This is a genomic window from Streptomyces sp. NPDC051064 (genome assembly GCF_044455985.1).
Classification (GTDB): Bacteria; Actinomycetota; Actinomycetes; order Streptomycetales; family Streptomycetaceae; genus Streptomyces.
The window spans coordinates 325,542-350,564 of sequence record NZ_JBITFK010000007.1 but is presented as its reverse complement, the minus strand read 5'-3'; the positions used below and the strand labels follow the sequence as shown (position 1 = coordinate 350,564).

General features: G+C 71.1%; 18 protein-coding genes and 2 pseudogenes. 8 read left to right on the top strand and 12 right to left on the bottom strand.

From position 1 onward, the window contains the following. Positions 1-62: 62 nt before the first annotated feature. A complete protein-coding gene (locus tag ACIBCU_RS25990) occupies positions 63-1,019 on the bottom strand; it encodes a DUF389 domain-containing protein (protein ID WP_362927741.1) in 957 nt (318 codons plus the stop codon). 87 nt (positions 1,020-1,106) lie between these two features. Here ACIBCU_RS25990 and ACIBCU_RS25985 point away from each other — a divergent pair, with 87 nt between their 5' ends. After that, positions 1,107-1,430: a trehalase-like domain-containing protein gene (locus ACIBCU_RS25985; RefSeq protein WP_399234332.1), complete on the top strand. Its 324-nt coding sequence runs from the start codon at positions 1,107-1,109 to the stop codon at positions 1,428-1,430. A 46-nt stretch (positions 1,431-1,476) separates the two neighbouring features. Beyond that, positions 1,477-1,629: a hypothetical protein gene (locus ACIBCU_RS25980; RefSeq protein ID WP_399234330.1), complete on the top strand. Its 153-nt coding sequence runs from the start codon at positions 1,477-1,479 to the stop codon at positions 1,627-1,629. A gap of 3 nt (positions 1,630-1,632) precedes the next feature. Here the strand turns inward: ACIBCU_RS25980 and ACIBCU_RS25975 are convergent, their stop codons facing one another. Beyond that, a complete protein-coding gene (locus ACIBCU_RS25975; RefSeq protein ID WP_399234328.1) occupies positions 1,633-2,322 on the bottom strand; it encodes a hypothetical protein in 690 nt (229 codons plus the stop codon). 48 nt (positions 2,323-2,370) lie between these two features. On the opposite strand from ACIBCU_RS25975, the gene ACIBCU_RS25970 reads away from it, so the two are divergent. Then, positions 2,371-2,601: a DUF6011 domain-containing protein gene (locus ACIBCU_RS25970; protein ID WP_362927737.1), complete on the top strand. Its 231-nt coding sequence runs from the start codon at positions 2,371-2,373 to the stop codon at positions 2,599-2,601. Positions 2,602-2,619: 18 nt separating this feature from the next. Here the strand turns inward: ACIBCU_RS25970 and ACIBCU_RS25965 are convergent, their stop codons facing one another. Together ACIBCU_RS25965 and ACIBCU_RS25960 are read right to left on the bottom strand one after the other, a co-directional pair. Next, positions 2,620-3,495 (bottom strand): acyl-CoA thioesterase II, encoded by an 876-nt coding sequence (locus tag ACIBCU_RS25965; protein ID WP_362927736.1) that lies wholly within the window; start codon positions 3,493-3,495, stop codon positions 2,620-2,622. Between the two features lie 34 nt (positions 3,496-3,529). Further along, positions 3,530-6,043 carry a DUF3516 domain-containing protein gene (locus tag ACIBCU_RS25960; RefSeq protein WP_362927735.1) on the bottom strand — a complete coding sequence of 838 codons (2,514 nt, stop codon included), beginning with the start codon at positions 6,041-6,043 and terminating at the stop codon, positions 3,530-3,532. 156 nt (positions 6,044-6,199) lie between these two features. Between ACIBCU_RS25960 and ACIBCU_RS25955 the strand changes: the two genes are divergently transcribed. Both ACIBCU_RS25955 and ACIBCU_RS25950 read left to right on the top strand, forming a co-directional pair. Continuing rightward, positions 6,200-6,991: a metal-dependent hydrolase gene (locus ACIBCU_RS25955; RefSeq protein ID WP_362927734.1), complete on the top strand. Its 792-nt coding sequence runs from the start codon at positions 6,200-6,202 to the stop codon at positions 6,989-6,991. A gap of 53 nt (positions 6,992-7,044) precedes the next feature. After that, entirely contained in the window at positions 7,045-8,580 is a 1,536-nt protein-coding gene (locus tag ACIBCU_RS25950) for an ATP-dependent DNA ligase (protein ID WP_399234325.1), read from the top strand. A 45-nt stretch (positions 8,581-8,625) separates the two neighbouring features. Here ACIBCU_RS25950 and ACIBCU_RS25945 read toward each other — a convergent pair whose 3' ends face one another. The 6 genes from ACIBCU_RS25945 to ACIBCU_RS25920 form a co-directional block, all read right to left on the bottom strand. After that, a complete protein-coding gene (locus ACIBCU_RS25945) occupies positions 8,626-9,987 on the bottom strand; it encodes an NAD(P)/FAD-dependent oxidoreductase (protein ID WP_399234323.1) in 1,362 nt (453 codons plus the stop codon). A gap of 178 nt (positions 9,988-10,165) precedes the next feature. Beyond that, the gene (locus ACIBCU_RS25940) at positions 10,166-11,947 is read right to left on the bottom strand and encodes an ABC transporter ATP-binding protein (RefSeq protein ID WP_399234321.1); all 1,782 of its coding nucleotides are present in this window, start codon (positions 11,945-11,947) and stop codon (positions 10,166-10,168) included. Beyond that, the gene (locus tag ACIBCU_RS25935) at positions 11,944-13,758 is read right to left on the bottom strand and encodes an ABC transporter ATP-binding protein (protein WP_362927730.1); all 1,815 of its coding nucleotides are present in this window, start codon (positions 13,756-13,758) and stop codon (positions 11,944-11,946) included. Before ACIBCU_RS25935 ends, ACIBCU_RS25940 begins: the two co-directional genes overlap by 4 nt. 151 nt (positions 13,759-13,909) lie before the next feature. Continuing rightward, positions 13,910-15,361: a Gfo/Idh/MocA family protein gene (locus ACIBCU_RS25930; protein WP_399234319.1), complete on the bottom strand. Its 1,452-nt coding sequence runs from the start codon at positions 15,359-15,361 to the stop codon at positions 13,910-13,912. A gap of 315 nt (positions 15,362-15,676) precedes the next feature. Next, positions 15,677-18,619 carry an FAD-binding and (Fe-S)-binding domain-containing protein gene (locus ACIBCU_RS25925; protein ID WP_399234317.1) on the bottom strand — a complete coding sequence of 981 codons (2,943 nt, stop codon included), beginning with the start codon at positions 18,617-18,619 and terminating at the stop codon, positions 15,677-15,679. A 45-nt stretch (positions 18,620-18,664) separates the two neighbouring features. Continuing rightward, positions 18,665-19,111, bottom strand: a complete 447-nt coding sequence (locus ACIBCU_RS25920; protein ID WP_362927727.1) for a MarR family transcriptional regulator — start codon at positions 19,109-19,111, stop codon at positions 18,665-18,667. A 153-nt stretch (positions 19,112-19,264) separates the two neighbouring features. On the opposite strand from ACIBCU_RS25920, the gene ACIBCU_RS25915 reads away from it, so the two are divergent. Together ACIBCU_RS25915 and ACIBCU_RS25910 are read left to right on the top strand one after the other, a co-directional pair. Next, entirely contained in the window at positions 19,265-21,070 is a 1,806-nt protein-coding gene (locus tag ACIBCU_RS25915; RefSeq protein WP_362927726.1) for an ABC transporter ATP-binding protein, read from the top strand. Positions 21,071-21,122: 52 nt separating this feature from the next. Next, positions 21,123-21,621, top strand: a pseudogene (locus ACIBCU_RS25910) (hypothetical protein). A 321-nt stretch (positions 21,622-21,942) separates the two neighbouring features. Here the strand turns inward: ACIBCU_RS25910 and ACIBCU_RS25905 are convergent. Further along, the gene (locus ACIBCU_RS25905; RefSeq protein ID WP_399234314.1) at positions 21,943-23,019 is read right to left on the bottom strand and encodes an FAD-dependent oxidoreductase; all 1,077 of its coding nucleotides are present in this window, start codon (positions 23,017-23,019) and stop codon (positions 21,943-21,945) included. Between the two features lie 75 nt (positions 23,020-23,094). On the opposite strand from ACIBCU_RS25905, the gene ACIBCU_RS25900 reads away from it, so the two are divergent. After that, positions 23,095-23,517, top strand: coding sequence for a secondary thiamine-phosphate synthase enzyme YjbQ (locus ACIBCU_RS25900; protein WP_362927724.1), 423 nt, complete (start codon positions 23,095-23,097; stop codon positions 23,515-23,517). Between the two features lie 294 nt (positions 23,518-23,811). Here the strand turns inward: ACIBCU_RS25900 and ACIBCU_RS25895 are convergent. Next, positions 23,812-24,974, bottom strand: a pseudogene (locus tag ACIBCU_RS25895) (IS701 family transposase). Positions 24,975-25,023 lie beyond the last annotated feature (49 nt).

The following is a 25,023-nucleotide window of genomic DNA, read 5'->3' as shown; positions in this document are numbered from 1 at the left end:
TGCGGTCCCGCTCCCCATCATCCCGGGCCGGCGGGGTTCCGGCCGCTCGGAACGGCCGCTCCTCAGGTCCGTCCGCCGTACCGGGCCCGGCCCAGGCCCACCCTCCGCCAGATCGCGCGCTGGCACCTGAGCGCGACCGCCCCCACCACGATGAGCACCGTGATGTTGACCAGGAGCTGGATGAGGGAACCCCGCGCCTCGGACCAGCTGCCGAAGGCCGTGGAGACGCTGATGGCCGCGGCGGCCGGGATCGTCGTCACGGAGATGAACACCCCGAGCAGGGCGCTCGTGCGGGCCTCCGTGAGCGACACGATGCCCACGACGCCGGCCAGGGCGGCGACGGCGACGGAGAAGAAGTTCGGGGTGTTGATCAGATCGGACACCGGCCGCAGCCCCAGGTCGAAAGCCCCCGACTGCAGACCGAATCCGCGGATGAGCAGGCTGAAGAGGAAAGTGACCGCGATCGTCAGCAGAAGGCCCGCGCACAGGGCGGACAGTCCCTTGCGCACCATGGCCCGGTCGCCCCGGTCGAAGCCCAGCGCCACGGCGACGATCGCTCCGTACTCGGGGCCGACGACCATCGCCCCGACGATCAGGATCTGGGAATTGGTGACGATACCGACCGAGCCGATGAGCCCCGCGATGACCAGGTAGAGGTAGAAACTCGGCGCGTACCTGCCCTCGGCCCGGATGCGCGCCTCCACCTGGGCCCAGACCGGAGCGTTCGCCAGCGCGCCGAGCCGGCGCGACGCACCCTCCGAGGCCCGCCCGGAGAACGCCATGTCGACCGGCTCGATGACGAGGGAGCCCCGCAGGTCGATCTGGAGGTCCCGCAGACCGCGCAGGACGTCGTTCGCCGCCCCTGTCAGCACGTCGCACGCCACGGAATCACCGTCGGGGTTGCGCGCGGCGCCCCGCTGCACGATCAGGTTGAGGACGTAAGGATTGCCGCCCAGGAGCTCCTCGGCCCGCTCGGTCAGGTCCGGCGGGCTGACGGCACGGACATGGATCATGTCCACTCGGCGCCTCCGCCCGGCCGGGAGGGCAGCCCGCCCGTGTGTGACGGACAGGGGCGTACGGGAGGGTATGCCGGAGATTGGACGGTCATGGACCGATACCCTCCCATAGCGGCGCACAGTCTGGTGGGCGACCTGCAGACGGGCACGCTGATCTCGTCGCAGGGGGTCGTCGACCGGTTCGCCGCCCCACGCTCCGACTCCCCGAGCGTCTTCGCCGCGCCGCTCGACCACGACCGCGGCGGCTGCTTCCGGCTGTCGCCCGAGGACCCGGAGAACTCCCGCAAGCAGCTCCACTACCCGGACACCGCCGTGCTGGTCACGCGCGCTTCATGCCACCGGACGGCGTCGGCGAGGTGCTCGGCCGGATGGACCCGGTCACCACCGGGGTGGCCACCGACCGGCACACGCTGATCCGCGCCGTGCGCGCGGTGCGCGGCACCGTGCGGTTCTCGATGGAGTGCCGCCCCCGGTCGGTTACGGGCGGGCGCCCCATGAGCTCGAACTCCGCCCGAAGGGAGCGTCGTTCCGCTCGGTGGAGGCCACCGCCGAGCTGCTCCGGCAGGCCGTCGACTTCTGGCAGAAGCGACTGCGCACGTCCCAGCGGGACTGACCGTCAGTTCTTCGCGTCGTCCCACTCCTTGCCGAGCAGCGGGCTGTCGAACGTGCGCAGCACGGCCACGAGCGCCGCACCCAGCCGCCGGTCGTACCCGGGCGCGTGCAGGTGCACCGTGTCTCCCTTCGACCTGAACTCCAGCGCGGCCCGCCCGCCCGCACGCCAGACGATGCGGCGGGGCCCCCGCGCCGCGTCACCGTCGCCGCTGAGCAGACTCACCACGATGATCAACGTCTGCAGAGGGGAGAGCAGCCACCACACATACCACCAGAGGATCCGGCCCTTGAAGCCCACCGTCTCCTGGCCGCCCGCCGGGGTCACCGTCCAGCGGGTACGCAGCCCCCTGCCCCGCAGCGCCTTCTCACGGACGACCGTGCCGATCAGCTCTCCCCGCGCCCCGAGCACCTGGTAGGCCGCGACCCCGCTACCGGCGGACACCGTCACCAGGGTGGCCAGCCGCCCCCGGCGGTGCTCGTCCGCCCACAGGACGAAGGAGCGCGCACCGCTGCCCCGTGCCGCCCGGTAGGCGGGTATCCCGCCCGGCGGCAGTTCGCGCTCCACGTACGCCGCCACGCGCTCGGGCGCCGGGCCGTCCGCGCACAGCACCTGGTGCCCCACCGGAGCGGCGGCGCCGCCCCCGGCCGGCCCCTCGCCCCGTGGCACGGGCACCATCCTCAGTACGCTGCTCACCGCTGTGCCCCTCCGTGCTGTGTCACACCGGCCTGAGAGGATCCGTACGTGGAACCCCCCGAGCCCTTTCCCGAACTCTTCCCCGGACCGCAGCCGGACGCCGGCTGTCGCGAGGGCCGGCGCCCGGTGAGGTGCGCCCTCTGCGGGCGGCCCCTCACCGGGGCCGAATCACGCCGCACCGGGCTGGGCCCCGCCTGCGACGCCAAGCTGCATCCCGCGGGCCCGGACATCCGGACCCGCCGCCACGAGGTCGACCAGGACCCGCTGCCCGGCACCTGACCGACCCGTACGCAGGGCCTACGCGCCGTCGAGACGGCGGAACAGCCCCTCCTGCACCACGGACACCAGCAGCTGCCCCTGACGGTCGTAGATCCGCCCCCTGGCCAGTCCGCGGCCGCCCGTGGCGATCGGCGACTCCTGGTCGTAGAGGAACCACTCGTCCGCCCGGAACGGCCGGTGGAACCACATGGCGTGGTCCAGCGACGCCATGTCGAAGCCGCGTGGTCCCCACAGCGGCTCGACCGGGATCCGTACGGCGTCCAGCAGCGTCATGTCGCTCGCGTACGTCAGCGCGCAGGTGTGCACGAGCGGGTCGTCGCCCAGGGGGCCGACCGCGCGCATCCACACCGCGCTGCGCGGGTCCGCGTCCCTGACCTCGTCCCGCGTCCAGCGCAGCCGGTCGACATAGCGGATGTCGAAGGGCTGGCGACGGGCCATCCGCTCCAGCGCCTCCGGCAGACCGCCCAGGTGCTCGCGCACCTCGTCGGCGACCGTCGGCAGCTCGTCCGGACCGGGCACGACGCGGGCCGGCGGCAGCTGGTGCTCGAAGCCGGCCTCCTCCGGGCGGTGGAAGGACGCCGTCAGATTGAAGATCGTCCGGCCCTGCTGCACGGCCGTGACCCGGCGCGTGGTGAAGGACCGGCCGTCCCGCACCCGCTCCACGTCGTAGACGATCGGCACGCCGGGACGGCCCGGACGCAGGAAGTAGGCGTGCAGTGAGTGGACGGGACGGTCCCCGTCGGTCGTGCGGCCGGCCGCGACCAGCGCCTGGCCCGCGACCTGCCCGCCGAAGACCCGTTGCAGGGACTCGTCGGGGCTGCGGCCACGGAAGATGTTGACCTCGATCCGTTCCAGGTCGAGCAGATCGACCAGGCTGTCGGCGGGGTTCGTCATGCGGTTCTTCTCCACTCTCCTGGCCGGCGCGCCGTCACAGCTGGCCCACGGCCGTGACCCGGACGACCGCCCGGCCCTCCTCGTCGGAGGCCGCGAGATCGACCTCCGCACGAATTCCCCAGTCGTGGTCCCCTGCCGGGTCGGCGAAGGCCTGCCACACCCGCCAGAGACCGTGCTCCTGGTCCTCGTCGATCTTCAGCAGCTTCGGGCCGCGCGCGTCCGGGCCCGTACCCAGCTCCTCGTGCGCTTCCCAGTAGTCGTCCATCGCCTCGCCCCAGGCGTCCTCGTCCCAGCCCGAGTCGGCGTCCAGCTCGCCCAGGTCGCGGACCCGGTCCAGCGCGGCCAGCTCCACCCGGCGGAACATCGCGTTGCGCACCAGCACACGGAAGGCACGGGCGTTGGCCGTCACCGGCTTGACCTCGTCGGCCCGCTCCTGCGCCTGCTCGGCGGTCTCCACCTCCGGGTTGGCCAGCTGCTCCCACTCGTCCAGCAGGCTGGAGTCCACCTGACGCACCATCTCGCCCAGCCAGGCGATCAGGTCCTCCAGGTCCTCGGACTTCAGGTCGTCGGGGATGGTGTGCTCGAGGGCCTTGTACGCGCTCGCCAGGTACCGCAGGACGATGCCCTCGGTGCGGGCCAGCTCGTAGTTCGAGGTGAACTCCGTGAAGGTCATGGCCCGTTCGTACATGTCGCGGATCACCGACTTCGGCGACACGGGGTGGTCGCCGACCCACGGGTGGCTCGTGCGGTACACGTCGTACGCGTGCCAGAGCAGCTCGCTCAGCGGCTTGGGGTACGTGACCTCCTGGAGCAGCTCCATCCGCTCCTCGTACTCGACACCGTCCGCCTTCATCCGCCCGATGGCCTCGCCCCGCGCCTTGTTCTGCTGGGCGGCCAGGATCTGCCTCGGATCGTCGAGCGTCGACTCGACGACGGAGACCATGTCCAGGGCGTACGAGGGGGATTCGGCGTCCAGCAGGTCGAAGGCGGCCAGCGCGAAGGTGGACAGCGGCTGGTTGAGCGCGAAGTCCTGCTGGAGGTCGACGGTGAGCCGTACGATCCTGCCCTCGGCATCGGGTGTGCCGAGCTGCTCCACCACACCGCCGTCGAGCAGCGAGCGGTAGATCGCGATGGCCCGGCGGATGTGCCTCAGCTGCGCCTTGCGCGGCTCGTGGTTGTCCTCAAGCAGATGACGCATCGCCTCGAAGGCGTTGCCCGGGCGGGCGATCACCGAGAGCAGCATCGTGTGCGTGACCCGGAAGCGGGAGGTCAGCGGCTCCGGCTCGGACTGGATCAGCTTGTCGAAGGTGGTCTCCGACCAGGCGACGAAGCCCTCGGGGGCCTTCTTGCGGACCACCTTGCGCTTCTTCTTGGGGTCGTCGCCCGCCTTCTTGACGGCCTTCTCGTTCTCGATGACGTGCTCGGGGGCCTGCGCGACGACGAAGCCCGCCGTGTCGAACCCGGCCCGGCCGGCGCGGCCCGCGATCTGGTGGAACTCACGGGCGCGCAGCGTGCGCACCCGGGTGCCGTCGTACTTGGTGAGGGCGGTGAAGAGCACCGTGCGGATGGGCACGTTGACGCCGACACCCAGCGTGTCCGTCCCGCAGATGACCTTCAGCAGGCCCGCCTGCGCGAGCTTCTCGACGAGGCGGCGGTACTTGGGGAGCATGCCCGCGTGGTGCACCCCGATGCCGTGGCGCACGTAGCGGGAGAGGTTCTGACCGAACTTGGTGGTGAAGCGGAAGTTGCCGATCAGGTCGGCGATCTTCTCCTTCTCCTCCTTCGTGCACATGTTGATGCTCATCAGCGACTGCGCCCGCTCCACTGCGGCGGCCTGCGTGAAGTGCACGATGTAGACCGGCGACTGCCGGGTGTCCAGGAGCTCCGTGAGCGTCTCCGTGATCGGCGTCAGGCGGTACTCGTAGCTCAGCGGCACCGGCCGGGTCGCGGAGCGCACCACGGACGTCGGGCGGCCGGTCCGGCGGGTCAGGTCCTCCTCGAACATCTTGACGTCGCCGAGGGTGGCCGACATCAGGACGAACTGGGCCTGCGGAAGCTCCAGGATAGGGATCTGCCACGCCCAGCCGCGGTCCTGCTCCGCGTAGAAGTGGAACTCGTCCATCACGACCTGGCCGATGTCGGCGTACTTGCCGTCACGCAGCGCGATCGACGCGAGCACCTCGGCGGTGCAGCAGATCACCGGGGCGTCGGCATTGACCGAGGCGTCCCCGGTCAGCATGCCGACGTTCTCCGTGCCGAAGAGCTTGCACAGGTCGAAGAACTTCTCCGAGACGAGTGCCTTGATGGGCGCGGTGTAGAAAGTGACCTTGTCCTGGGCCAGGGCCGTGAAGTGCGCACCCGCCGCGACCAGGCTCTTTCCGGACCCCGTGGGGGTGGAGAGGATCACATTGGCCCCGGAGACCACCTCGATCAGCGCCTCCTCCTGAGCCGGATAGAGGGTGATGCCCTGCGATTCGGTCCATGACGAGAAGGCCTCGAAGAGGGCGTCCGGGTCTGCGGTCGGGGGCAGCTGATCGATAAGGGTCACGCCCCCATCTTGCATGCCTCCGGCCCGGATGAGGGAACCGGAGGATCCCGCGAAGATCACGGACGATACGCTTCCCACTCAACTCGGCTGCCGCACACAGACGATGGCGGCCCGGCCTGGACACACGGCCGAATCACGATGGGGGCGGGAACAGCCATGATGGGACCGGCACACTCTCTGTCAGGGGCAGCGGCCTGGCTGGGGGTGGGTGCCGCGGCCGCCGCCATGGGCCACACGATGCCCTGGCCCGTCCTGGTCGTGGGGGCCCTGATCACCGCCGGTGCCGCGCTCGCCCCGGACCTCGACCACAAGTCGGCCACCATCTCCCGGGCCTTCGGGCCGATCTCCAAGGGCGTCTGCGAGATAGTCGACAAGCTCTCGTACTCCGTCTACAAGGCGACCCGGGGCCCCGGTGACCCGCGCAGGAACGGCGGCCACCGCACACTCACCCACACCTGGCTCTGGGCGGTGCTGATCGGCGCCGGAGCCTCGGCCGCCGCCATCTTCGGCGGCCGGTGGGCGGTCCTGGGCATCCTCTTCGTCCATCTCGTGCTCGCCGTGGAAGGCCTGCTGTGGCGGGCGGCCAGGGTCTCCAGCGACGTCCTCGTATGGCTGCTGGGCGCGACCAGCGCCTGGATTCTCGCGGGAGTGCTCGACCAGCCGGGCAACGGCTCGGACTGGCTGTTCAGCGCGCCCGGACAGGAGTACCTCTGGCTCGGACTCCCGATCGTGCTCGGCGCCCTCGTCCATGACATCGGCGACGCCCTGACCGTCTCGGGCTGCCCGATCCTGTGGCCGATACCGCTGGGCCGTAAGCGCTGGTATCCGCTCGGGCCGCCGAAGGCCATGCGGTTCCGGGCCGGCAGCTGGGTGGAGCTCAAGGTGCTGATGCCCCTCTTCATGATCCTCGGGGGAGTGGGCGCCGCGGCGGCGCTCAACGTCATCTGACGCCGGAGCGCTCTCCGGGGGCGGTGAGCCCGCCGCCGTAGCACCATGGCCGCATGCTGCTCGCCAGGCTCGCCCATGTGTCCCTGGAGGTCGCCGCGACGTCGGCCCGTAACCGGAAGACGGCCCTGCTGGCCGGCCTCTTCCGGGAGGCGGGACCGGACGACGTCCCGGTCGTCATCCCCTACCTCGCCGGGCGCCTCCCGCGGGGCCGCCTGGGAATCGGCTGGAGCGCCCTGCGCCACGACGTGACGCCCGCCGACACGCCCACGCTGACCGTCACGGAGACCGACGCGGAACTGACGGCCATCGGAGCCCTCGGCGGCCCGGGCTCGCAAGCAGCCCGGAAGGAACGCCTGACCGGCCTCCTCGCTGCCGCCACCGCCGACGAGCAGCGCTTCCTGCGCGCACTGCTCACCGGTGAGGTACGGCAAGGCGCGCTGGACGCCGTAGCCGTCGACGCCCTGGCCGACGCCGCCGGAGCACCGCCCGCCGACGTGCGGCGCGCCGTCATGCTCGCCGGGTCGCTCGGACCCGTCGCCCGTACGCTGCTCGCGGAGGGCCCCGGGGGCCTCGCGTCCTTCCGGCTCACCGTCGGACGGCCGGTCCAGCCCATGCTCGCGCACACCGCCCGCTCGGTGACCGAAGCGATCGACCGGCTGGGGTCCTGCGCCGTCGAGGAGAAGCTGGACGGCATCCGCGTACAGGTGCACCGCGACGGCGAGCGGGTCGGCGTCTACACCCGCACCCTCGACGACATCACCGACCGGCTCCCCGAACTCGCGGCGGCGGTGACCGGATTCCCCGCGGTCCGGTTCATCCTCGACGGCGAGGTGATCGCGCTCGGGGAGGACGGGAGGCCCCGGCCGTTCCAGGAGACCGCCGGCCGGGTCGGCTCCCGGCGCGACGTCGCCACCGCCGCCGGCGCCGTCCCCGTGGTCCCCGTCTTCTTCGACGTGCTGTCCGTCGACGGCCGTGAGCTCCTCGACCTCCCCTTCGCCGAACGCCACCGGGAACTGGCAGGGCTGGTCCCCGAGCCGATGCGCGTACGCCGCGTCGTCGTGGAGGACCCGGCGGACGAGACGCAGCGCGAGGCTGCCGTGGCGTTCTCCGAGGCCACACTGGCCCGCGGGCACGAGGGCGTCGTCGTCAAGGGCGACACGGCCGCGTACAGCGCCGGCCGCAGGGGCGCCTCCTGGCTCAAGGTGAAACCCGTGCACACCCTGGACCTCGTGGTGCTCGCCGCCGAATGGGGCCACGGGCGACGCACCGGGAAGCTCTCCAACCTGCACCTGGGGGCACGCCGGGAGGACGGCACGTTCGCGATGCTGGGCAAGACCTTCAAAGGGCTCACGGACACCGTGCTCACGTGGCAGACCGAACGGCTCCAGGAGCTGGCCACCGGCGACGACGGGCACGTGGTGACGGTGCGCCCGGAACTGGTCGTGGAGATCGCCTACGACGGACTCCAGGCCTCCACGCGCTACCCGGCGGGCGTCACGCTGCGGTTCGCCCGTGTCCTGCGCTACCGCGAGGACAAGCGGGCCGAGGAGGCGGACACGGTCGACACGGTGCTCTCCCGCCGGACATGACACCGGCCCCCGCCCCGCGGCGGGGACGGGGGCCGGGAGGGCGGTTCAGCCGCGGGCGTCGGCGCCGGCCGTGTGCGCGCGGATCTCCTCCGGCGTGAGATACGCGTCCGTGTACTCGAAGTCGCGCAGGGTGGCCTGCTTCCGGGCCTGGAACCCCGTCCGCACGAAGTCGTCACCGGCGATCGCGTTGAGCAGCCAGTTGGTCATGACGCGGGTCTTCGCGACATTCGTCCGCAGCGCCGCCCAGTGGTAGCCGCGCGCCGCGGCCTGGGCCGGCAGGCCCTTCAGCTCGATGCCCAACGGTTTGGACACCGCGTCCCCGCCACCGAGGTCCACGACCAGACCGAGGTCCTTGTGGACGTACGGCTGCAGCGGGCGGCCGCGCAGCGACGCGATGATGTTGTCCGCGAGCTTGCGGCCCTGGCGCATGGCGTGCTGAGCGGTGGGCGGGCAGATCGCCCCGTCGCCCTTGGCCAGGTCCGGCACCGCCGCCGCGTCGCCGAGCGCGAACACGCCGTTGCTGCCGGGCAGCGTCATCTCCGGCGTCACGGCGAGGCGGCCGCGCACCGTCTCGGCGTCGAGCGTGGCGACGAGCGGACTCGCCGCGACGCCCGCGGTCCAGATCAGCGTGCGGCACGGGAGCACCCGGCCGTCCGTGAACGTCACCTTGTCCGGCCCCGCCTCGGCCACGGACACACCCAGCGAGACCTCGATCCCGCGCTTGCGCAGGATCTCCAGGGCGCTGAGACCGAGCTTGTCACCGAGCTCCGGCATGAGCTTCGGCGCGATGTCGATCAGATGCCACTTGATCAGCTTCGGGTCCAGCCTGGGGTAGTGCTTGACGGCATTGGTGGTGAGCAGCTGCAGACACGCGGCCGTCTCCGTGCCCGCGTACCCGCCGCCCACCACCACGAACTGCAGCCGGGACGCCCGCTCCTCCTCGTCGTGACTGGCATCGGCCAGATCGAGCTGGGAGATGACGTGATCGCGGATGTAGGCGGCTTCGGCCAGGGTCTTCATGCCCCGGGCGTTCTCGACCAGCCCCGGGATGTCGAAGGTCCGGGTGACGCTGCCCGCGGCCAGCACGATGTAGTCGTACGGCTCGTTCACGATCTCGTCCGTGATCTTGCGGACCACGCAGACCTTCGCCTTCGTGTCCACCCCGATGGCCCCGCCCGGGACGATCCGGGTGCGGTGACGCCGGCTGCGGCGCAGGGAGACGGCGACCGACTGGGGGGTGAGCACCCCGGAGGCGACCTGAGGGAGCAACGGCAGGTAGAGCTGGTACGAGAACGGGGTGACGAGCGCGATGTCCGCCTCGCCGGGCGCGAGGGTGCGCTCCAGCCGGCGCACGCACTCGACCCCGGCAAAGCCGGCGCCGACAACGAGAATCCTGGGTCGTGCCACGGTGTGCGTCCCTTCTCGGGTTTACGCGGTCATCGCTCGCCTGCCCCGTATCCGAGGCCAGTCACTCCCTCATCCTTACCGGAGGGCACCGAGTTCGCCTCTTGTGCGGCGGGGCCCCGCCGCCGGGACGGTGACACGCGGCAGGACCCCGGCCGGGACGGCGACGGCCGCCCGTGGCTCAGCCGTGCCAGGAGTGCCACAGCGACGCGTACGCACCCTCCGCGGCCACCAGCTCGTCGTGGCTGCCCAGTTCGCTGATCCTGCCGTCCTCGACCACCGCGATCACATCCGCGTCGTGCGCGGTGTGCAGCCGGTGCGCGATCGCCACCACCGTGCGGCCGTCCAGCACCTGCGCCAGCGACCGCTCGAGGTGCCGGGCCGCCCGCGGGTCCAGCAGCGACGTGGCCTCGTCCAGCACCAGCGTGTGCGGGTCCGCCAGGACGAGGCGGGCCAGGGCGATCTGCTGCGCCTGAGCCGGGGTGAGGGCCAGACCGCCCGAGCCGACCTCCGTGTCCAGCCCCGCGTCGAGAGCCTTCGCCCAGCCCTCCGCGTCCACCGCGGCCAGCGACGCCCACAGCTCCGTGTCCTCGGCGCCCGTACGGGCGAGCAGGAGGTTGTCCCGGAGCGAGCCCACGAACACGTGGTGCTCCTGGTTGACGAGAGCCACATGGGTCCGTACCCGCTCGGCCGTCATCCGGGACAGTTCGGCACCGCCCAGCGAGACCGAACCCGTCCGGGGCGCGTAGATCCCCGCCAGCAGTCTCCCCAGAGTGGACTTGCCCGCACCCGACGGCCCGACCAGCGCCAGCCGCGTACCCGGGGCGACGTCCAGGGACACCTGGTGCAGGACGTCGACGCCCGCGCGGTAACCGAAGTGCACCCCCTGGGCCTTCACCTCCCGGCCGTCGGGACCGACGAGGTCGTCACCGGCGTCGGGCTCGATCTCCCGTACGCCGACGAGCCTGGCCAGCGACACCTGGGCGACCTGCAGCTCGTCGTACCAGCGCAGGATCAGCCCGATCGGGTCCACCATCATCTGCGCCAGCAGCGCCCCCGTCGTCAGCTGCCCGACGGTGATCCAGCCCTCGATCACGAACCAGCCGCCGAGCATCAGCACCGCGCCGAGAATCGTCACGTACGTGGTGTTGATGACCGGGAAGAGAACCGAACGCAGGAACAGGGTGTACCGCTCCCATGCTGTCCACTCCGCGACCCGCCGGTCCGACAGCGCGACTCTGCGGGACCCCAGCCGGTGGGACTCGACGGTCCGCCCGGCGTCCACGGTCTCGGCGAGCGCGGCCGCGACCGCCGCGTACCCGGCCGCCTCCGAGCGGTACGCCGAGGGCGCCCGCCGGAAGTACCAGCGGCAGCCGACGATCAGCACCGGAAGCGCGATCAGGGCGGCGAGCGCCAGCGGCGGGGCGGTGACGGTCAGCGCGCCGAGCAGCAGCCCCGCCCAGACGACCCCGATCGCCAGCTGCGGCACGGCCTCACGCATCGCGTTGGCCAGCCGGTCGACGTCCGTGGTGATCCTGGACAGCAGATCACCCGTACCGGCCCGCTCCAGGACACCGGGCGGCAGGCCCACCGAGCGCACGAGGAAGTCCTCGCGCAGATCGGCCAGCATCTCCTCACCGAGGATCGCCCCACGCAGCCGCATCGCCCGCGTGAACACGGTCTGCACGACCAGCGCCAGGGCGAACACGGCGGCGGTGCGCTCCAGATGGAGGTCGGTGACACCGTTCGAGAGGTCCTCGACGAGCCCGCCGAGCAGGTAGGGCCCGGTGATCGACGCGATCACCGCGACCGCGTTGGCGGCGATCAGCACCGCGAACGGCTTGCGGTGGCGCCGCAGCAGGGCACGTACATACGTCCGTACGGTCGTCGGTGTACCGACCGGCAGGGTCGTCGCCGACTGCGGTGCCGCCGGGTCGTACTCCGGTGTGGCCAGGCCGATCATGCCGTCTCCTCGATTTCCTCGGCCGCCCGGGCCGGCGGGAGCCCGTCCCGCGCAGCGGCCTCGTCCTCGGTCTCACGGGTCACGACCGCGCGGTACCGGTGGTCGTCCCGCAGCAGTTCGCGGTGCGTGCCCGCCGCGACGACCGAGCCCCCGTGCAGGAGCACGACGCGGTCGGCGACGTCCAGCAGCAGCGGTGACGAGGCGAACGCCACCGTCGTACGGCCCCGGCGCAGCAGCTCGACACCGGCAGCGACCCTGGCCTCCGTATGGGAGTCCACGGCGGACGTCGGCTCGTCGAGCACGAGCGCCTCCGGGTCGGTGACCAGCGACCGGGCCAGCGCCAGCCGCTGCCGCTGACCGCCGGACAGGGATCTGCCGCGCTCGGTGATCCGGGTGTTCATCGGGTCTCCGTCCGGGTCGACGGACGCCTGCGCCAGCGCGTCCAGCACGTCACCGCACCGTGCGGCGTCGAGTGCGTCCTCCGCCGACACGCCGCCCGAGGACGGGACGTCCAGCAGCTCCCGCAGCGTCCCGGAGAGCAGCACCGGGTCCTTGTCCTGCACCAGCACCGCGGCGCGTGCCGTGTCGAGCGGCAGCTCGTCCAGCGGCACACCGCCGAGCAGCACCGAGGGGGCCGGCACGGAAGCGTCGTCATCCGGCTCGGTGTGGCCGCCGAGCCGCTCCGCCAGCCGTCCCGCCTCGTCGGGATCGCCGCAGACCACTGCGGTGAACAGGCCCTGCGGCGCCATCAGGCCGGTCACCGGGTCGTACAGATCGCCCCGGGGAGCCGTGGTGTCCGCCGTCGGGGGACGGGTACTGCGACGCAAGGACAGCACCCGGACCGCGCGCTGCGCGGACGGCCGCGAGAAGGAGTACGCCATGGCGATCTCCTCCACGTTGCGCAGAGGGAAGAGCATCAGGGTCGCCGCGCTGTACACGGTGACCAGCTGGCCGACGTCGATCCGGCCGTCCCGGGCCAGCGTCGCGCCGTACCAGACCAGCGAGATCAGCAGGACTCCCGGCAGGAACACCTGGATCGCCGAGATGAGCGCCCACATCCGCGCACTGCGTACGGCCGCCTCGCGGACCTCCTGGGACGCACGCCGGTAGCGGTCGAGGAACAGCTCCTCGCCGCCGATGCCGCGCAGCACCCGCAGCCCGGCGACCGTGTCGGAGGCCAGCTCCGTGGCCCGGCCCGCCTTCTCACGCTGGAGATCCGCCCGGCGGGTGGCCCGGGGGAGCAGCGGAAGTACGGTCAGTGCGAGGACCGGGGTGGCGATCGCGACCAGCACACCGAGCGAGGGCAGGTAGAAGACCAGCCCGACGCAGATCAGCACGAGCGCGGTCGCAGCCGCCAAGAAGCGCGACAGGGCCTCGACGAACCATCCGATCTTCTCGACGTCGCCGGTGGACACGGCGACCACTTCTCCGGCCGCCACCCTCCGGGTCAGCGCCGAGCCGAGCTCCGCGGTTCTGCGCGCCAGCAGCTGCTGAACCCGCGCCGCGGCGGTGATCCAGTTGGTGACCGCCGTCCGGTGGAGCATCGTGTCGCCGAGGGCGATGAGGATGCCCAGGACGGTGAGGAGGACGCCGGCCCTCGCGAGGTCCCGGCCGGAACGGTCGATGACGGCCTCCACCGCCAGGCCGACGGCGAGCGGGAGGCCCGCGATCGCGCAGTGGTGGAGCAGCCCCCAGGCGAGGGACTTGAGCTGGCCGGTGAGCTGGTTCCGCCCCAGCCAGAAGAGAAAGCGGGGGCCTGACCTTACATCGGGATCGCCGGGATCCGAGTACGGAAGATCGCGAATCTGCATGATGTCCCAAGGATCGGAAGCGGAGATCCGTGAAGGACCTCGTGGAACAGTGGGGGACCAAACCGTGCAAGGTTCGCTTCCTGACCCCGCCCGGGGCAACCGATTATTCCGGTGCGGGGGATCGGGCCCCGGCGCCGGGGCCCGATCCGGCCTACTCGGCGGGCTGTTGGGAGTCCATCCCCGGGCGTGCCTTCTTCCACTCGCCGCGGGTGAAGTCCGGGATCTGCTGCGGAGCGCCCCCGGCCTTGATGGAGAGGTGGCTCAGCGGGACCGGCGCGGTCCAGGTGGCAGCGTCGTACACATCGAAGTCGGGTACGAGCCCGAGGCGCATGCACTGCATCAGCCGGAACACCAGCATGTAGTCCATCCCGCCGTGACCACCGGGCGGGTTGGCGTGCTCCTTCCACAGCCAGTGGTCCCAGTCGGCGTACGCGGAGAAGTCCGCCCACTGGTCGTCGGTGTGATCGGGCTCCAGATAGATACGGGCCGGGTAGTCCTCGAAGACGCCCTTCGTGCCTCCGAGGCTGTTGATCCGCGAGTAGGGGTGGGGCGTCGACACGTCGTGCTCCAGGCGGATCACCCGGCCCTTGGCGGTCTGGACGAGACTGATCGTCCGGTCGCTCTCGATATAGGTCTCCTTCCAGCTCGGGTCACCCTTCGGCATGTGCTTCTCGCGGTACTCGGCGAGGCCGAGCGAGGGGGAGCCGACGCTGGTGATGGACACGGCGCGGTCGCCGCGATTGACGTCCATGTAGTTGGCGACCGGCCCGAACCCGTGGTTGGGGTAGAGGTCACCGCGCAGCCGGGTGTGCCACAGCCGTCGCCACGGGCCCTCGTAATAGTCGGGGTCGAACATCAGCCCGCGCAGATCGTGGTTGTACGCGCCCGCGCCGTGCAGCAGATCGCCGAAGAGGCCGGCGTGTGCCATCCGCAGCACCCGCATCTCGTTCTGGCCGTAGCAGCAGTTCTCCAGCTGCATGCAGTGCCGCCGGGTCCGCTCGGAGAGGTCGACCAGCTGCCAGAGCTGGTCGAGCCGCAGGGCCACCGGACACTCGACGCCCACGTGCTTGCCGTTGAGCATGGCGGTCTTCGCCATCTCGAAGTGGAAGTCCCAGGGCGTGGCCACGTAGACGAAGTCGATGTCGCCGCGCTTGCAGAGGTTCTCGTAGTCGTCCTGGCCGTTCGTGTACACGGCGGGCGCCGGCTGGCCCGCCGCCGTGACCTTCGCGGCGGCCTGTTCGGCCTTGTCCTTCACCGGGTCGCAGACCGCGACGACCCGTACACCGGCCACGGCGAGGAAGAGATCGATCATGCTGCCGCCGCGATTGCCGAGCCCCACGATGCCGACCCGCACGGTGGAGCGGCGGTCGAAGGGGACGCCGGCCATGGTGGCGCCCTTGCGGGCGGGGGAGGCGGCGGGGCCGGAGGCGGCGACCGGCGCATTCTCCGCCGCCGCCGCGGTACTGCTGCCGAGGGTTCCGAAGCCGAGTCCGACGCCGGCGATTCCGGCTGCCCCGGCTGTGGTGCGAAGCACGGAACGACGGCTCATCGAGCCGTCGTCCGTGTTCAGAGGGTCCAGGTCCTGTGGTGCGTCGTCATTCATCGAGCCTCCAGAAAGGGCGATCCGACGTGCGCAGACGAATCCGGGGACCCGCGATGAGGCGGGCGCCCGGACCTTGGTAAGGACCTTGAACGGTGGGGCTGTTGTTGTGCAAGGGATGCGATTGGACTCTCGCGCGTAAACCATGGACTTTGCTGCGGCCGACGGCGCGGGGGCGGTGTGGACGGCACGGGGGAGCGGCCGACGGGGCGGGCGGGCCGCCGGCTCTGCGGCTCAGGGAGCGGACTGCGGGCGTGCGCCTGGTTTCAGACGTGCGGGCGTGCGCCCGGTCTCAGATGTGCGAGCGTGCGCCCGGTTTCAGAGGACCGGGCGTGTTGCCCGCTCCAGCTCGATCAGCGCCGAGTGGTAGGCGTGGCCGGTGGCCCGGTCCATGCCGATCTCGCACATCCGGTTGGCCGACAGATACGCGTCGTACTCCCGGGCGCCCACCTCGGCGCCCTCCTTGGCGGTCGCCGAGTCCGTGAGCTCCTTGTGCAGCATGCCGCGGTCGCCCGCGAAGGCGCAGCAGCCGGCGTCGTCGGGGACGACGACCTCCTCGGCGCAGGCCTCGGCGACCGTGCGCAGCTGTGCCACATCGCCGAGATGCTGCATGGAGCAGGTCGGATGGAGCACGGCGGAGCCCGTCCTGCGGAACACGGTCAGGGCGGGAAGCAACTCCTCGGCCGCCCAGACGAGCGAGTCGACGACGGTCAGCTCGCGGTGCAACTCCCGGTTTGCCTCGGTGAGATGGGGCACCACCTCGTGCGCCAGGCCCAGAGTGCAGGAGGAGGCGTCGACCACGAGCGGCAGCCTGCCGCCCGCGGTCCAGCCCCAGGCGGCCTCCACGATGCGGTTGGCCATGACCGCGTTGGCCGCGTCGTAGCCCTTGGAGTGCCAGATCGTCGCGCAGCAGGTCCCCGCGACGTCCTGGGGGATCCACACGGGCTTCCCGGCCCGCGCCGACACGGAGACCACGGCGTCGGCGAGCGACAGCGCGCCCTGGTCCTCGGGTCCGGCGAAGATGCGGTTCACGCAGGCCGGGTAGTAGACGGCAGTCGCCCCCGCCCGCGAGGTCGGGGGGAGCCTGCGCGAGGCGGGGCCGGGGATCTCCGGCAACCACTCCGGCACGAGATCCGGCCGGACCGCCCGGCGGGCGACCCTGGTCAGGGCCCCGAGCACCCGGTCACCGGCTGCTCCGGGCACGGTGTGGGCAGCGGCGACCGCGAGCCGTGCCGTGGTCTCCACCGCCGTGAAGTACTTCGCGGTGAGCATCGCGACCCGCTCCTCGCGGGCGGAGTGCCGATGGTGGCGGAAGTCCTTCATCATCGCGCCGGTGTCGATGCCGACCGGGCAGGCCAGTTTGCACGTGGAGTCCCCCGCGCAGGTGTCCACGGCGTCGTAACCGTAGGCGTCCAGCAGCCCGGCCTCCACGGGGGAACGGTCCGGCTGGCGCATCATCTCCCGGCGCAGCACGATCCGTTGGCGCGGAGTGGTCGTCAGGTCCTCGCTGGGGCAGGTCGGTTCGCAGAAGCCGCACTCGATGCACGGGTCGGCGACCGGCTCGACCGTGGGGATCGTCTTGAGCCCGCGCAGATGTGCCTTCGGGTCGCGGTCCAGGACGATCCGCGGCGCCAGCACCCCCTCGGGGTCGATGACCTGCTTCGTACGCCACATCAGCTCGGTCGCCTTCGGCCCCCACTCCAGCTCGAGGAACGGGGCGATGTTGCGGCCGGTGGCGTGCTCCGCCTTCAGTGACCCGTCGAAACGGTCGACGACCAGCGTGCAGAAGTCGTCCATGAACGCCGCGTACCGCTCGACGTCGGCGGGCTTCGCGGCGTCGAAGGCGAGCAGGAAGTGGAGATTCCCGTGTGCCGCGTGGCCGGCGACGGCGGCGTCGAAGCCGTGCACCGCCTGGAGCTCGAGCAGCGCTTCGCAGGCTTCCGCGAGCCGGGACGGCGGCACGGCGAAGTCCTCCGTGATCAGCGTCGTGCCCGACGGACGGGAGCCGCCGACGGCCGTGACGAATGCCTTCCGGGCCGTCCAGTACCCCGCGATGGTCCCGGCGTCCCGGGTGAACTCGTTGGTGACGGAGACGGCCGGCACGACGAGGTCGAGACCGCGGACGACCGAGGCCGCCGCCGCCTCGTACGCCTCCAGCGCGGTCTCGTCCGGGGCGCGGAACTCCACCAGGAGCGCCGCCGTGGCCCGCGGGAGACCCGCCCAGTCCGCGGGAACGCCCTGGACCCTCACCGAGGCGCGCAGCGTGTTGCCGTCCATCAGCTCCACGGCGATCGCGCCCGCCTCGTTGAACCGGGGCACCGCTGCCGCCGCCGAGGCCAGGGACGGGAAGAACAGCAGTGCGGAGGAGACGTGCCGGTCCAGGGGCAGGGTGTCGAAGACGACCTCGGAGATGAAGCCGAAGGTGCCCTCGGAGCCGACCATCAGCCCTCGCAGGATCTCCACGGGGGTCGATCCGTCGAGGAACGCGTCGAGGCGGTAGCCGTTGGTGTTCTTGATCTCGTACTTGGCGCGGATCCTGGCCGTGAGCGGGGCGTCCGCCTCGATCTCCGCCTTGAGCGCCATCAGCCCGTCGCACAGGCGTGGCTCCGCGTGGCGCAGCAGCTCGTCGGCATCGGGCTCGGCCGTGTCGACCACCGTGCCGCTCGGCAGGACGAAGGTGAGCGAGGAGACCGTGCGGTACGAATTACGCGTCGTCCCCGCGGTCATCCCGGAGGCGTTGTTCGCGACGACGCCGCCGACGGTGCAGGCGATCGCGCTGGCGGGATCGGGGCCCAGCACCCTGCCGTGCCGGGCGAGCGTGATGTTCGCCCGCATGACGGTGGTACCCGGGCGGATCCGGGCCCGTGCCCCGTCGTCCAGGACCTCGATCCCCGTCCAGTGCCGGCGTACGTCCACGAGGATGTCCTCGCCCTGCGCCTGGCCGTTGAGGCTCGTGCCCGCCGCCCGGAAGACGACGTCACGGCCCTTGCCGTGCGCGTAGGAGAGGATCGCGGAGATGTCGTCGATGTCCTCGGGGACCACGACGGCCTGCGGAAGGAAGCGGTAGGGGCTGGCGTCCGAGGCGTAGCGCACCAGGTCGGAGATCTTCCACAGGACCTTCTCCGCGCCGAGCAGGGCGGTCAGGCCGTCCCGCAGCTCCGCCGGTGTCCCCGACGCCTTCCAGCCGGGCACCCGATCGGGGGACGGCGCGCGTGCCGTCCCAGGCCGCAGGGCTTCCGGCTTCGGCTCCAGCAGCGGCATGTCAGGTCCCCTCGACGGCGCGGTGCGGGGGCCGCACCGCGTGCCTCAGCAGCGGCGGCGCTCCGGCATTCCGTCGACCAGAGCGGTGAGCAGTCCGCCGAGTACCTCACGCTGTTCGGCGGTCAATGGAGCCAGGATCTCCTCCGCGGCGGCCTTGCGCGCGTCGCGCATCGAACGGAGCACGGCGCGGCCCTTCTCGGTGATCTCGATACGGACCACCCGGCGGTTGGCCGGATCAGGGGCGCGCCGCACCCGGCCGCTCGCCTCCAGGCCGTCGACCAGAGTGGTCACGGCCCGTGGGACGACGTCCAGTCGCTCGGCGAGATCGGCCATCCGGGGCGCGCCGTCGTAGTGCGCGGTCGTGCGCAGCAGGCGGAACTGGGCCGGGGTGATGTCGATCGGCTCCAGCTGCCGGCTCTGGATGCGCTGGAGGCGGCGGGTGAGCCGCAGCAGCTGCTCGGCGAGCATGCCGTCGGAGTCGGGGGAGTCCATGAGGGAACAATATCAGGACCTTGTTCATTGTGAATAGAGGTAACAATGAGCTAGGCTCTTGAAAGTTCGCCCTCCCCGTCAGCTCGACCGGGCCTCCGTGCCGACTGCCGGAGGCACGGGCGCCCCCTCATTCGCACGCTCTCGAAGGAGCCCATGAAACCCGACGAACCCGTCTGGACACCTCCAGCCGCAGACGCGGGGCAGCCGCCCGCCGAGCTGCGCCGCATCTTCCGGCTCTTCCGGCCCTACCGTGGCAGACTCGCCGTGGTCGGGCTGCTGGTCGGCGCCTCCTCCCTGGTGTCGGTCGCCTCCCCGTTCCTGCTCCGCGAGATCCTGGACACCGCGATCCCCCAGGGGCGCACGGGGCTGCTCACGCTGCTCGCGCTCGGCATGATCCTCACCGCCGTGATGAACAGCGTCTTCGGCGTCCTGCAGACCCTGATCTCCACAACGGTCGGCCAGCGCGTCATGCACGACCTGCGCACCGCCGTTTACACACAGCTGCAGCGGATGCCGCTCGCCTTCTTCACCCGGACCCGCACGGGTGAGGTCCAGTCCCGCATCGCCAACGACATCGGCGGCATGCAGGCGACGGTCACCTCCACCGCCACCTCGCTGGTCTCCAACCTCACCTCCGTCATCGCGACCGTGGTGGCCATGCTCGCGCTGGACTGGCGGCTCACCGTCGTCTCGCTGCTCCTGCTGCCCGTCTTCGTCTGGATCAGCCGGCGAGTCGGCCGGGAGCGCAAGAAGATCACCACCCAGCGTCAGAAGCAGATGGCCGCCATGGCCGCCACGGTCACCGAATCGCTCTCGGTCAGCGGAATCCTGCTCGGCCGGACCATGGGCCGCTCGGACTCGCTCACCAAGGCCTTCTCCGAGGAATCGGAGCGGCTCGTCGACCTCGAGGTGCGTTCCAACATGGCGGGGCGCTGGAGGATGTCGACCATCGGGATCGTGATGGCCGCCATGCCCGCCGTCATCTACTGGGCCGCGGGTCTCACCCTCCAGTCGAGTGCCACGGCGGTCTCCATCGGCACCCTGGTCGCCTTCGTCTCGCTCCAGCAGGGCCTCTTCCGGCCGGCCGTGAGCCTGCTCGCCACCGGTGTCCAGATGCAGACGTCCCTCGCCCTGTTCGCGCGCATCTTCGAGTACCTCGATCTCCGGGTGGACATCACCGAGCCCGAGAAGCCCGTGCGGCTGGAGAAGATCCGCGGCGAGATCGCCTTCGAGGACGTCACCTTCAGCTACGACGAGAAGAGCGGCCCGACCCTGAGCGGCATCGATGTGACCGTGCCCGCCGGGACCGGCCTGGCCGTCGTCGGCCCCACCGGATCAGGCAAATCCACGCTCAGCTACCTGGTGCCGCGGCTGTACGACGTCACAGGGGGCCGGGTCACCATCGACGGCGTCGACGTGCGCGACCTGGACTTCGACACCCTCGCGCGGGCCGTCGGCGTGGTCTCGCAGGAGACCTACCTCTTCCACGCCTCGGTCGCCGAGAACCTCCGCTTCGCCAAACCGGACGCCACCGCCGAGGAGATCGAGGCCGCCGCCCGCGCCGCTCAGATCCACGAGCACATCGCCGGGCTGCCCGACGGCTACGACACCCTCGTAGGCGAACGCGGATACCGATTCTCCGGCGGCGAGAAGCAGCGGCTGGCGATCGCCCGCACGATTCTCCGGAACCCGCCCGTGCTGATCCTCGACGAGGCGACGAGCGCCCTCGACACCCGTACGGAACACGCCGTGCAGCAAGCCATCGACTCCCTTTCGAAGGGCCGCACCACGCTCACCATCGCGCACCGGCTCTCGACCATCAGGGACGCCGACCAGATCGTCGTACTGGACGACGGCCGCACGGTCGAGCGAGGCACGCACGAGGAACTGCTCGCGCAGGACGGACGCTATGCCGCCCTGATCCGCCGCGACAGCCATCCGGTCCCGGCTGCCACCTGAGGGGCGGGATCCGGCTGCGAAGCCGTCGGCGGGTGCGGCATGATCCCCACGCATGAGAGCACTGCTCGGGGTGGAACTCCCCGGATACCGGCCCCTGGACAGCGACGGCGGCGCCCAAGGTGAGGCATGGGCCAACGACGACGGCGATGTGCTGTCCGTGCACTACTTCGCCCTGCCACCCGACCTCCCGGCGGGCTGGACGACGGCCCCGCGCTGCGGACCACCCTCACCCACTGGACCGCGCAGGCAGGCGGCGGACTCATCGAAGCGTCGGTGAAACGGCTCGGGGGCCTGTCGGCATTCCGGCAGATACTCAAAATGCCACTGCCTCAGCAGCCCAGCGGGCAGGTGTTCATCGGCAGCTTCACCGTGCCCCGCCGGGAGTGCAGCACCGTGGTGAAGATCCAGGCTGGGACTCGAAGTTCCCCGACCACCCGCTCAGCCGGGTGCGCCGTACGCTCGACGCGCTCTCCGAGGCGGTCACGGTGGATCCGCGCTTCGCGGACCTGCCCCCGTTCACCGGACCCACCGTCAGGGGCCCCCGGTCCTGAGGAGCGGACACAGGGAAGCGCCGCCGCTCCCGTGGGACGGGGAGCGGCGGCGCCGTGGTGCAGGAACGATCAGACGAGCCAACCCACGAAGTGGACGACGCCGGCAAGCAGGTTGGTCAGGAAGTTCATCTGGTGATTCTCCTTGTGCGTGGTGCATCTGTGGGACATGCGCAGGAGCGGTCTGCAGCCCGCCGTGTGCGTGCAGTAATCATCTGGCGTCGCACGGTAGTTGAGTAACCAAATACGGAACGACCACGCGTTCGAGCGAACATCCGATCCCGTGTTCGCGTGTTCTGCTCCTGACGTGGCACTGGAGCGGGGTCAGACCGGCACGCTGTCCAGCAGCCGGGTGACCGAACGGACGGCCTGCCGACCGGCCCGGTTGGCGCCGATGGTGCTGGCGGACGGGCCGTAACCGACGAGGTGGACGCGTGGGTCCCGCACGGCCCGGGTGTCCTCGACGCGGATGCCGCCGCCCGGTTCGCGGAGCTTCAGCGGTGCCAGGTGATCGACGGCTGCCCGGAAGCCGGTCGCCCAGAGGATCGCGTCGGCGTCGACGGTCCGGCCGTCGGACCAGGCCACCCCGTCCGGCGTGATCCGCTCGAACATCGGGAGCCGGTCGAGGACACCCTGCTCGCGAGCGCGCCGGACGGCGTCGTTGAGCGGCAGTCCGGTCACGCTGACCACGCTCTGCGGCGGAAGCCCGCGGCGTACGCGCTCCTCCACCATGGCCACCGCGGCCCGCCCTTCCTCCTCACCGAACGGTCCGTCGCGGAACACCGGGGGGCGCCGCGTCACCCAGTACGTCTTCGCCGCGACCTCGGCCATCTCCATCAGGTGCTGGGTGCCCGACGCGCCGCCGCCGACCACGACGACCCGGAGGCCGGCGAACTCCTCCGGCCCCGGATAGCCGGCGGTGTGCAGCTGCCGCCCCCGGAAAGTCTCCTGCCCCGGATAGCGTGGCCAGAACGGGCGGTCCCAGGTGCCGGTGGCGTTGATCAGGGCCCGCGTGGCGTACGTACCCTCAGTGGTCTCGACGAGCAGCCGCCCGCTCTCACCGTCGCGCACGGCACTCACTTCGACGGGCCGGTGCACCTGCAGGCCGAAGCGGCTCTCGTACGCGTCGAAGTACGCTCCGATCACCTCGGACGAGGGGCGGTTGCCGTCGGCGCCCGTCAGCTCCATGCCGGGCAGGGAGTGCATGCCGTGCACCTTGCCGTAGGTGAGCGAGGGCCAGCGGAATTGCCAGGCGCCGCCGGGCCGGGGCGCGTGATCCAGCACGACGAAGTCCCGGTCGGGGCCGAGTCCGGCGCGGCGCAGGTGATAGGCGGCGGACAGCCCTGCCTGCCCGGCGCCGATGACGACCACGTCCAGCTCACGCGTCCCGAAGTTGTTCACGGTTCTACCAACCCTGGCCCGGCCCCGGATCTTCCCGGCGGGCGCGGCCCGCCCCGACGACGAGAGAATGGGGCCATGTCCGACACCTTTGCCACACACCTGCTGAGCGTCACCACGGGACGGACCGAAACCGTCATGGACCTGACGGAGGACTGCACGCAGTTCCTGGACCGCGTCGCTCACGGGCGGGACGGCCTGCTCAACGTCTTCGTCCCCCACGCCACCGCCGGGATCGCGATCCTGGAAACGGGCGCCGGCAGCGACGACGACCTCCTCGGGGCGTTGCAGACCCTGCTCCCCGCCGACGACCGCTGGCGCCACCGCCACGGAAGCCCGGGCCACGGCCGCGACCACGTGCTCCCGGCGCTGGTGCCGCCGCATGCCACCTTGCCGGTGATCGAGGGGAGGCTGGAACTGGGGACGTGGCAGTCCGTCTGTCTGGTCGACACGAATGTCGATAACGCGGAGAGGCAGGTGCGGTTGAGCTTCCTCGGCTAGGAAGTCGTTTCGGTGGGACTGTAGAGGGGAAGTCCGGCCGCACCAAGTGAGGGGGCCGCGCGGTCGCTACAGGGTTGTGTGGAGCCTGGCGGCGGGCACAACGCGGCGGAGGCCGCGCACGCCTTCCGCCGCGCTAGCCTGCACGCCCTTACGGTGGAGTGGCTCGGCCTCTAACTTCTTGCGCGCCTCGTCGTCCGCGACGATGGCGGAGTCGACCTTGCCGAGCAGTTCATCATTGGAACGGACGGATATGTTGGACGATGCGTCTGGTACTCCAGCCGTAGATCGTGATCTTCATGGTTGGTGGGCGGCCTGCCGCTGGTAGTGGCAGGCCCGGGCCCGGGCTTGATGGCGGCGTTGCCAGTCGGACCAGCGGAGCCGGTGCGCGACTGCGTGGATGGGCTGGGGGACGAGCGTGGTGAACAGGTGCTGGATCTCGTTGCAGGTCAGCGGGATCAGGCCGTCCGGGGCCGGTGCGTAAGCGTGTTCGTGGGCGGTGGCTGCGGCGAGGAAGGCATGGGCGAGCATCGCGAGGGTGACCCAGCGGTGCCAGGACGTCCAGCGTCTGACCTGGTGTTCGTCCAGTCCGGCCAGGCCCTTGCCGGACTGGAAGGTCTCTTCGACCGTCCATCTGCGTCCGGCCACCTTCACCAGGGTGGACAGGGGCACTTGGGGCGCCGAGTAGCAGCGGTAGAAGGCGAGTTCACCGGTGCTGCGGTTGCGGCGGACGAGCAGATGGCGGTGGCCGGGCTCCTCGTCGGCGATGTCGGCCAGGGCCCAGTCGTAGTAGCGATGCCCCGTGGCTCCGGGTCAGGCGGAGAGTTTCTGCAAAGCCCGTTTCGGGAGCCTCTTGACCAGGGCGTCGGCGCGGATTGCCCGGCGGGTGGTCATCTGGTGGTCGCAGGCGACAGCGAGGACGTAGCCGAGCTGCCGTTGCTCCAGCGCCGCCCGCAGGTGCGGGTTGCTCCCGTAGACCTCGTCGCCGGCCACCCAGGACACGAGGACGCCGGCGTCCAGGGCGCGGCCGATCATGCGGGCGGCGAGTGCGGGTTTCGTGGCGAAGCGCACGGTCTCGGGTATCCCGGCGGTCTGACAGCGGGACGCGTCCTGGGTCCAGGAGCGCGGGACATAGAGTTCCCGGTCGATCGCCGCGTGGCCGCGCGGGGTGGAGTAGACGAGGTAGACGGCGACCTGGCTGTTCTCGATGCGTCCGGCGGTGCCGGTGTACTGGCGCTGGACCCCGACCGTGGCGGTGCTCTTCTTGAGATCGCCGGTCTCATCGACGACCAGCACCGCGTCGTCGTCCTGCAGCTGCAAGCCGTCCGGGGTCGCGTCCCCGGCGTGCTCGGCGAGCGTCCAGCAGTTCTTGCGCGGCAGGTCCGACAACAGGCCAAGGACGAACTCCGTGCCCGGCGCCGCGGTTCCACCCGCGTGAACCGCGGCGCGATGCGGCCCATCAGGGCCTCGAACATGTCCTGCCAACGGGCAGGATCTATGCTGTGACCT

Coding starts and splice junctions, on each gene's coding strand:
- ACIBCU_RS25985 (WP_399234332.1), top strand. CDS start 1,107: ATGGACCGATACCCTCCCATAGCGGCGCACAGTCTGGTGGGCGACCTG.
- ACIBCU_RS25915 (WP_362927726.1), top strand. CDS start 19,265: ATGAAACCCGACGAACCCGTCTGGACACCTCCAGCCGCAGACGCGGGG.
- ACIBCU_RS25900 (WP_362927724.1), top strand. CDS start 23,095: ATGTCCGACACCTTTGCCACACACCTGCTGAGCGTCACCACGGGACGG.
- ACIBCU_RS25950 (WP_399234325.1), top strand. CDS start 7,045: ATGCTGCTCGCCAGGCTCGCCCATGTGTCCCTGGAGGTCGCCGCGACG.
- ACIBCU_RS25930 (WP_399234319.1), bottom strand. CDS start 15,361: ATGAATGACGACGCACCACAGGACCTGGACCCTCTGAACACGGACGAC.
- ACIBCU_RS25955 (WP_362927734.1), top strand. CDS start 6,200: ATGATGGGACCGGCACACTCTCTGTCAGGGGCAGCGGCCTGGCTGGGG.
- ACIBCU_RS25935 (WP_362927730.1), bottom strand. CDS start 13,758: ATGCAGATTCGCGATCTTCCGTACTCGGATCCCGGCGATCCCGATGTA.
- ACIBCU_RS25965 (WP_362927736.1), bottom strand. CDS start 3,495: ATGACGAACCCCGCCGACAGCCTGGTCGATCTGCTCGACCTGGAACGG.
- ACIBCU_RS25920 (WP_362927727.1), bottom strand. CDS start 19,111: ATGGACTCCCCCGACTCCGACGGCATGCTCGCCGAGCAGCTGCTGCGG.
- ACIBCU_RS25925 (WP_399234317.1), bottom strand. CDS start 18,619: ATGCCGCTGCTGGAGCCGAAGCCGGAAGCCCTGCGGCCTGGGACGGCA.
- ACIBCU_RS25940 (WP_399234321.1), bottom strand. CDS start 11,947: ATGATCGGCCTGGCCACACCGGAGTACGACCCGGCGGCACCGCAGTCG.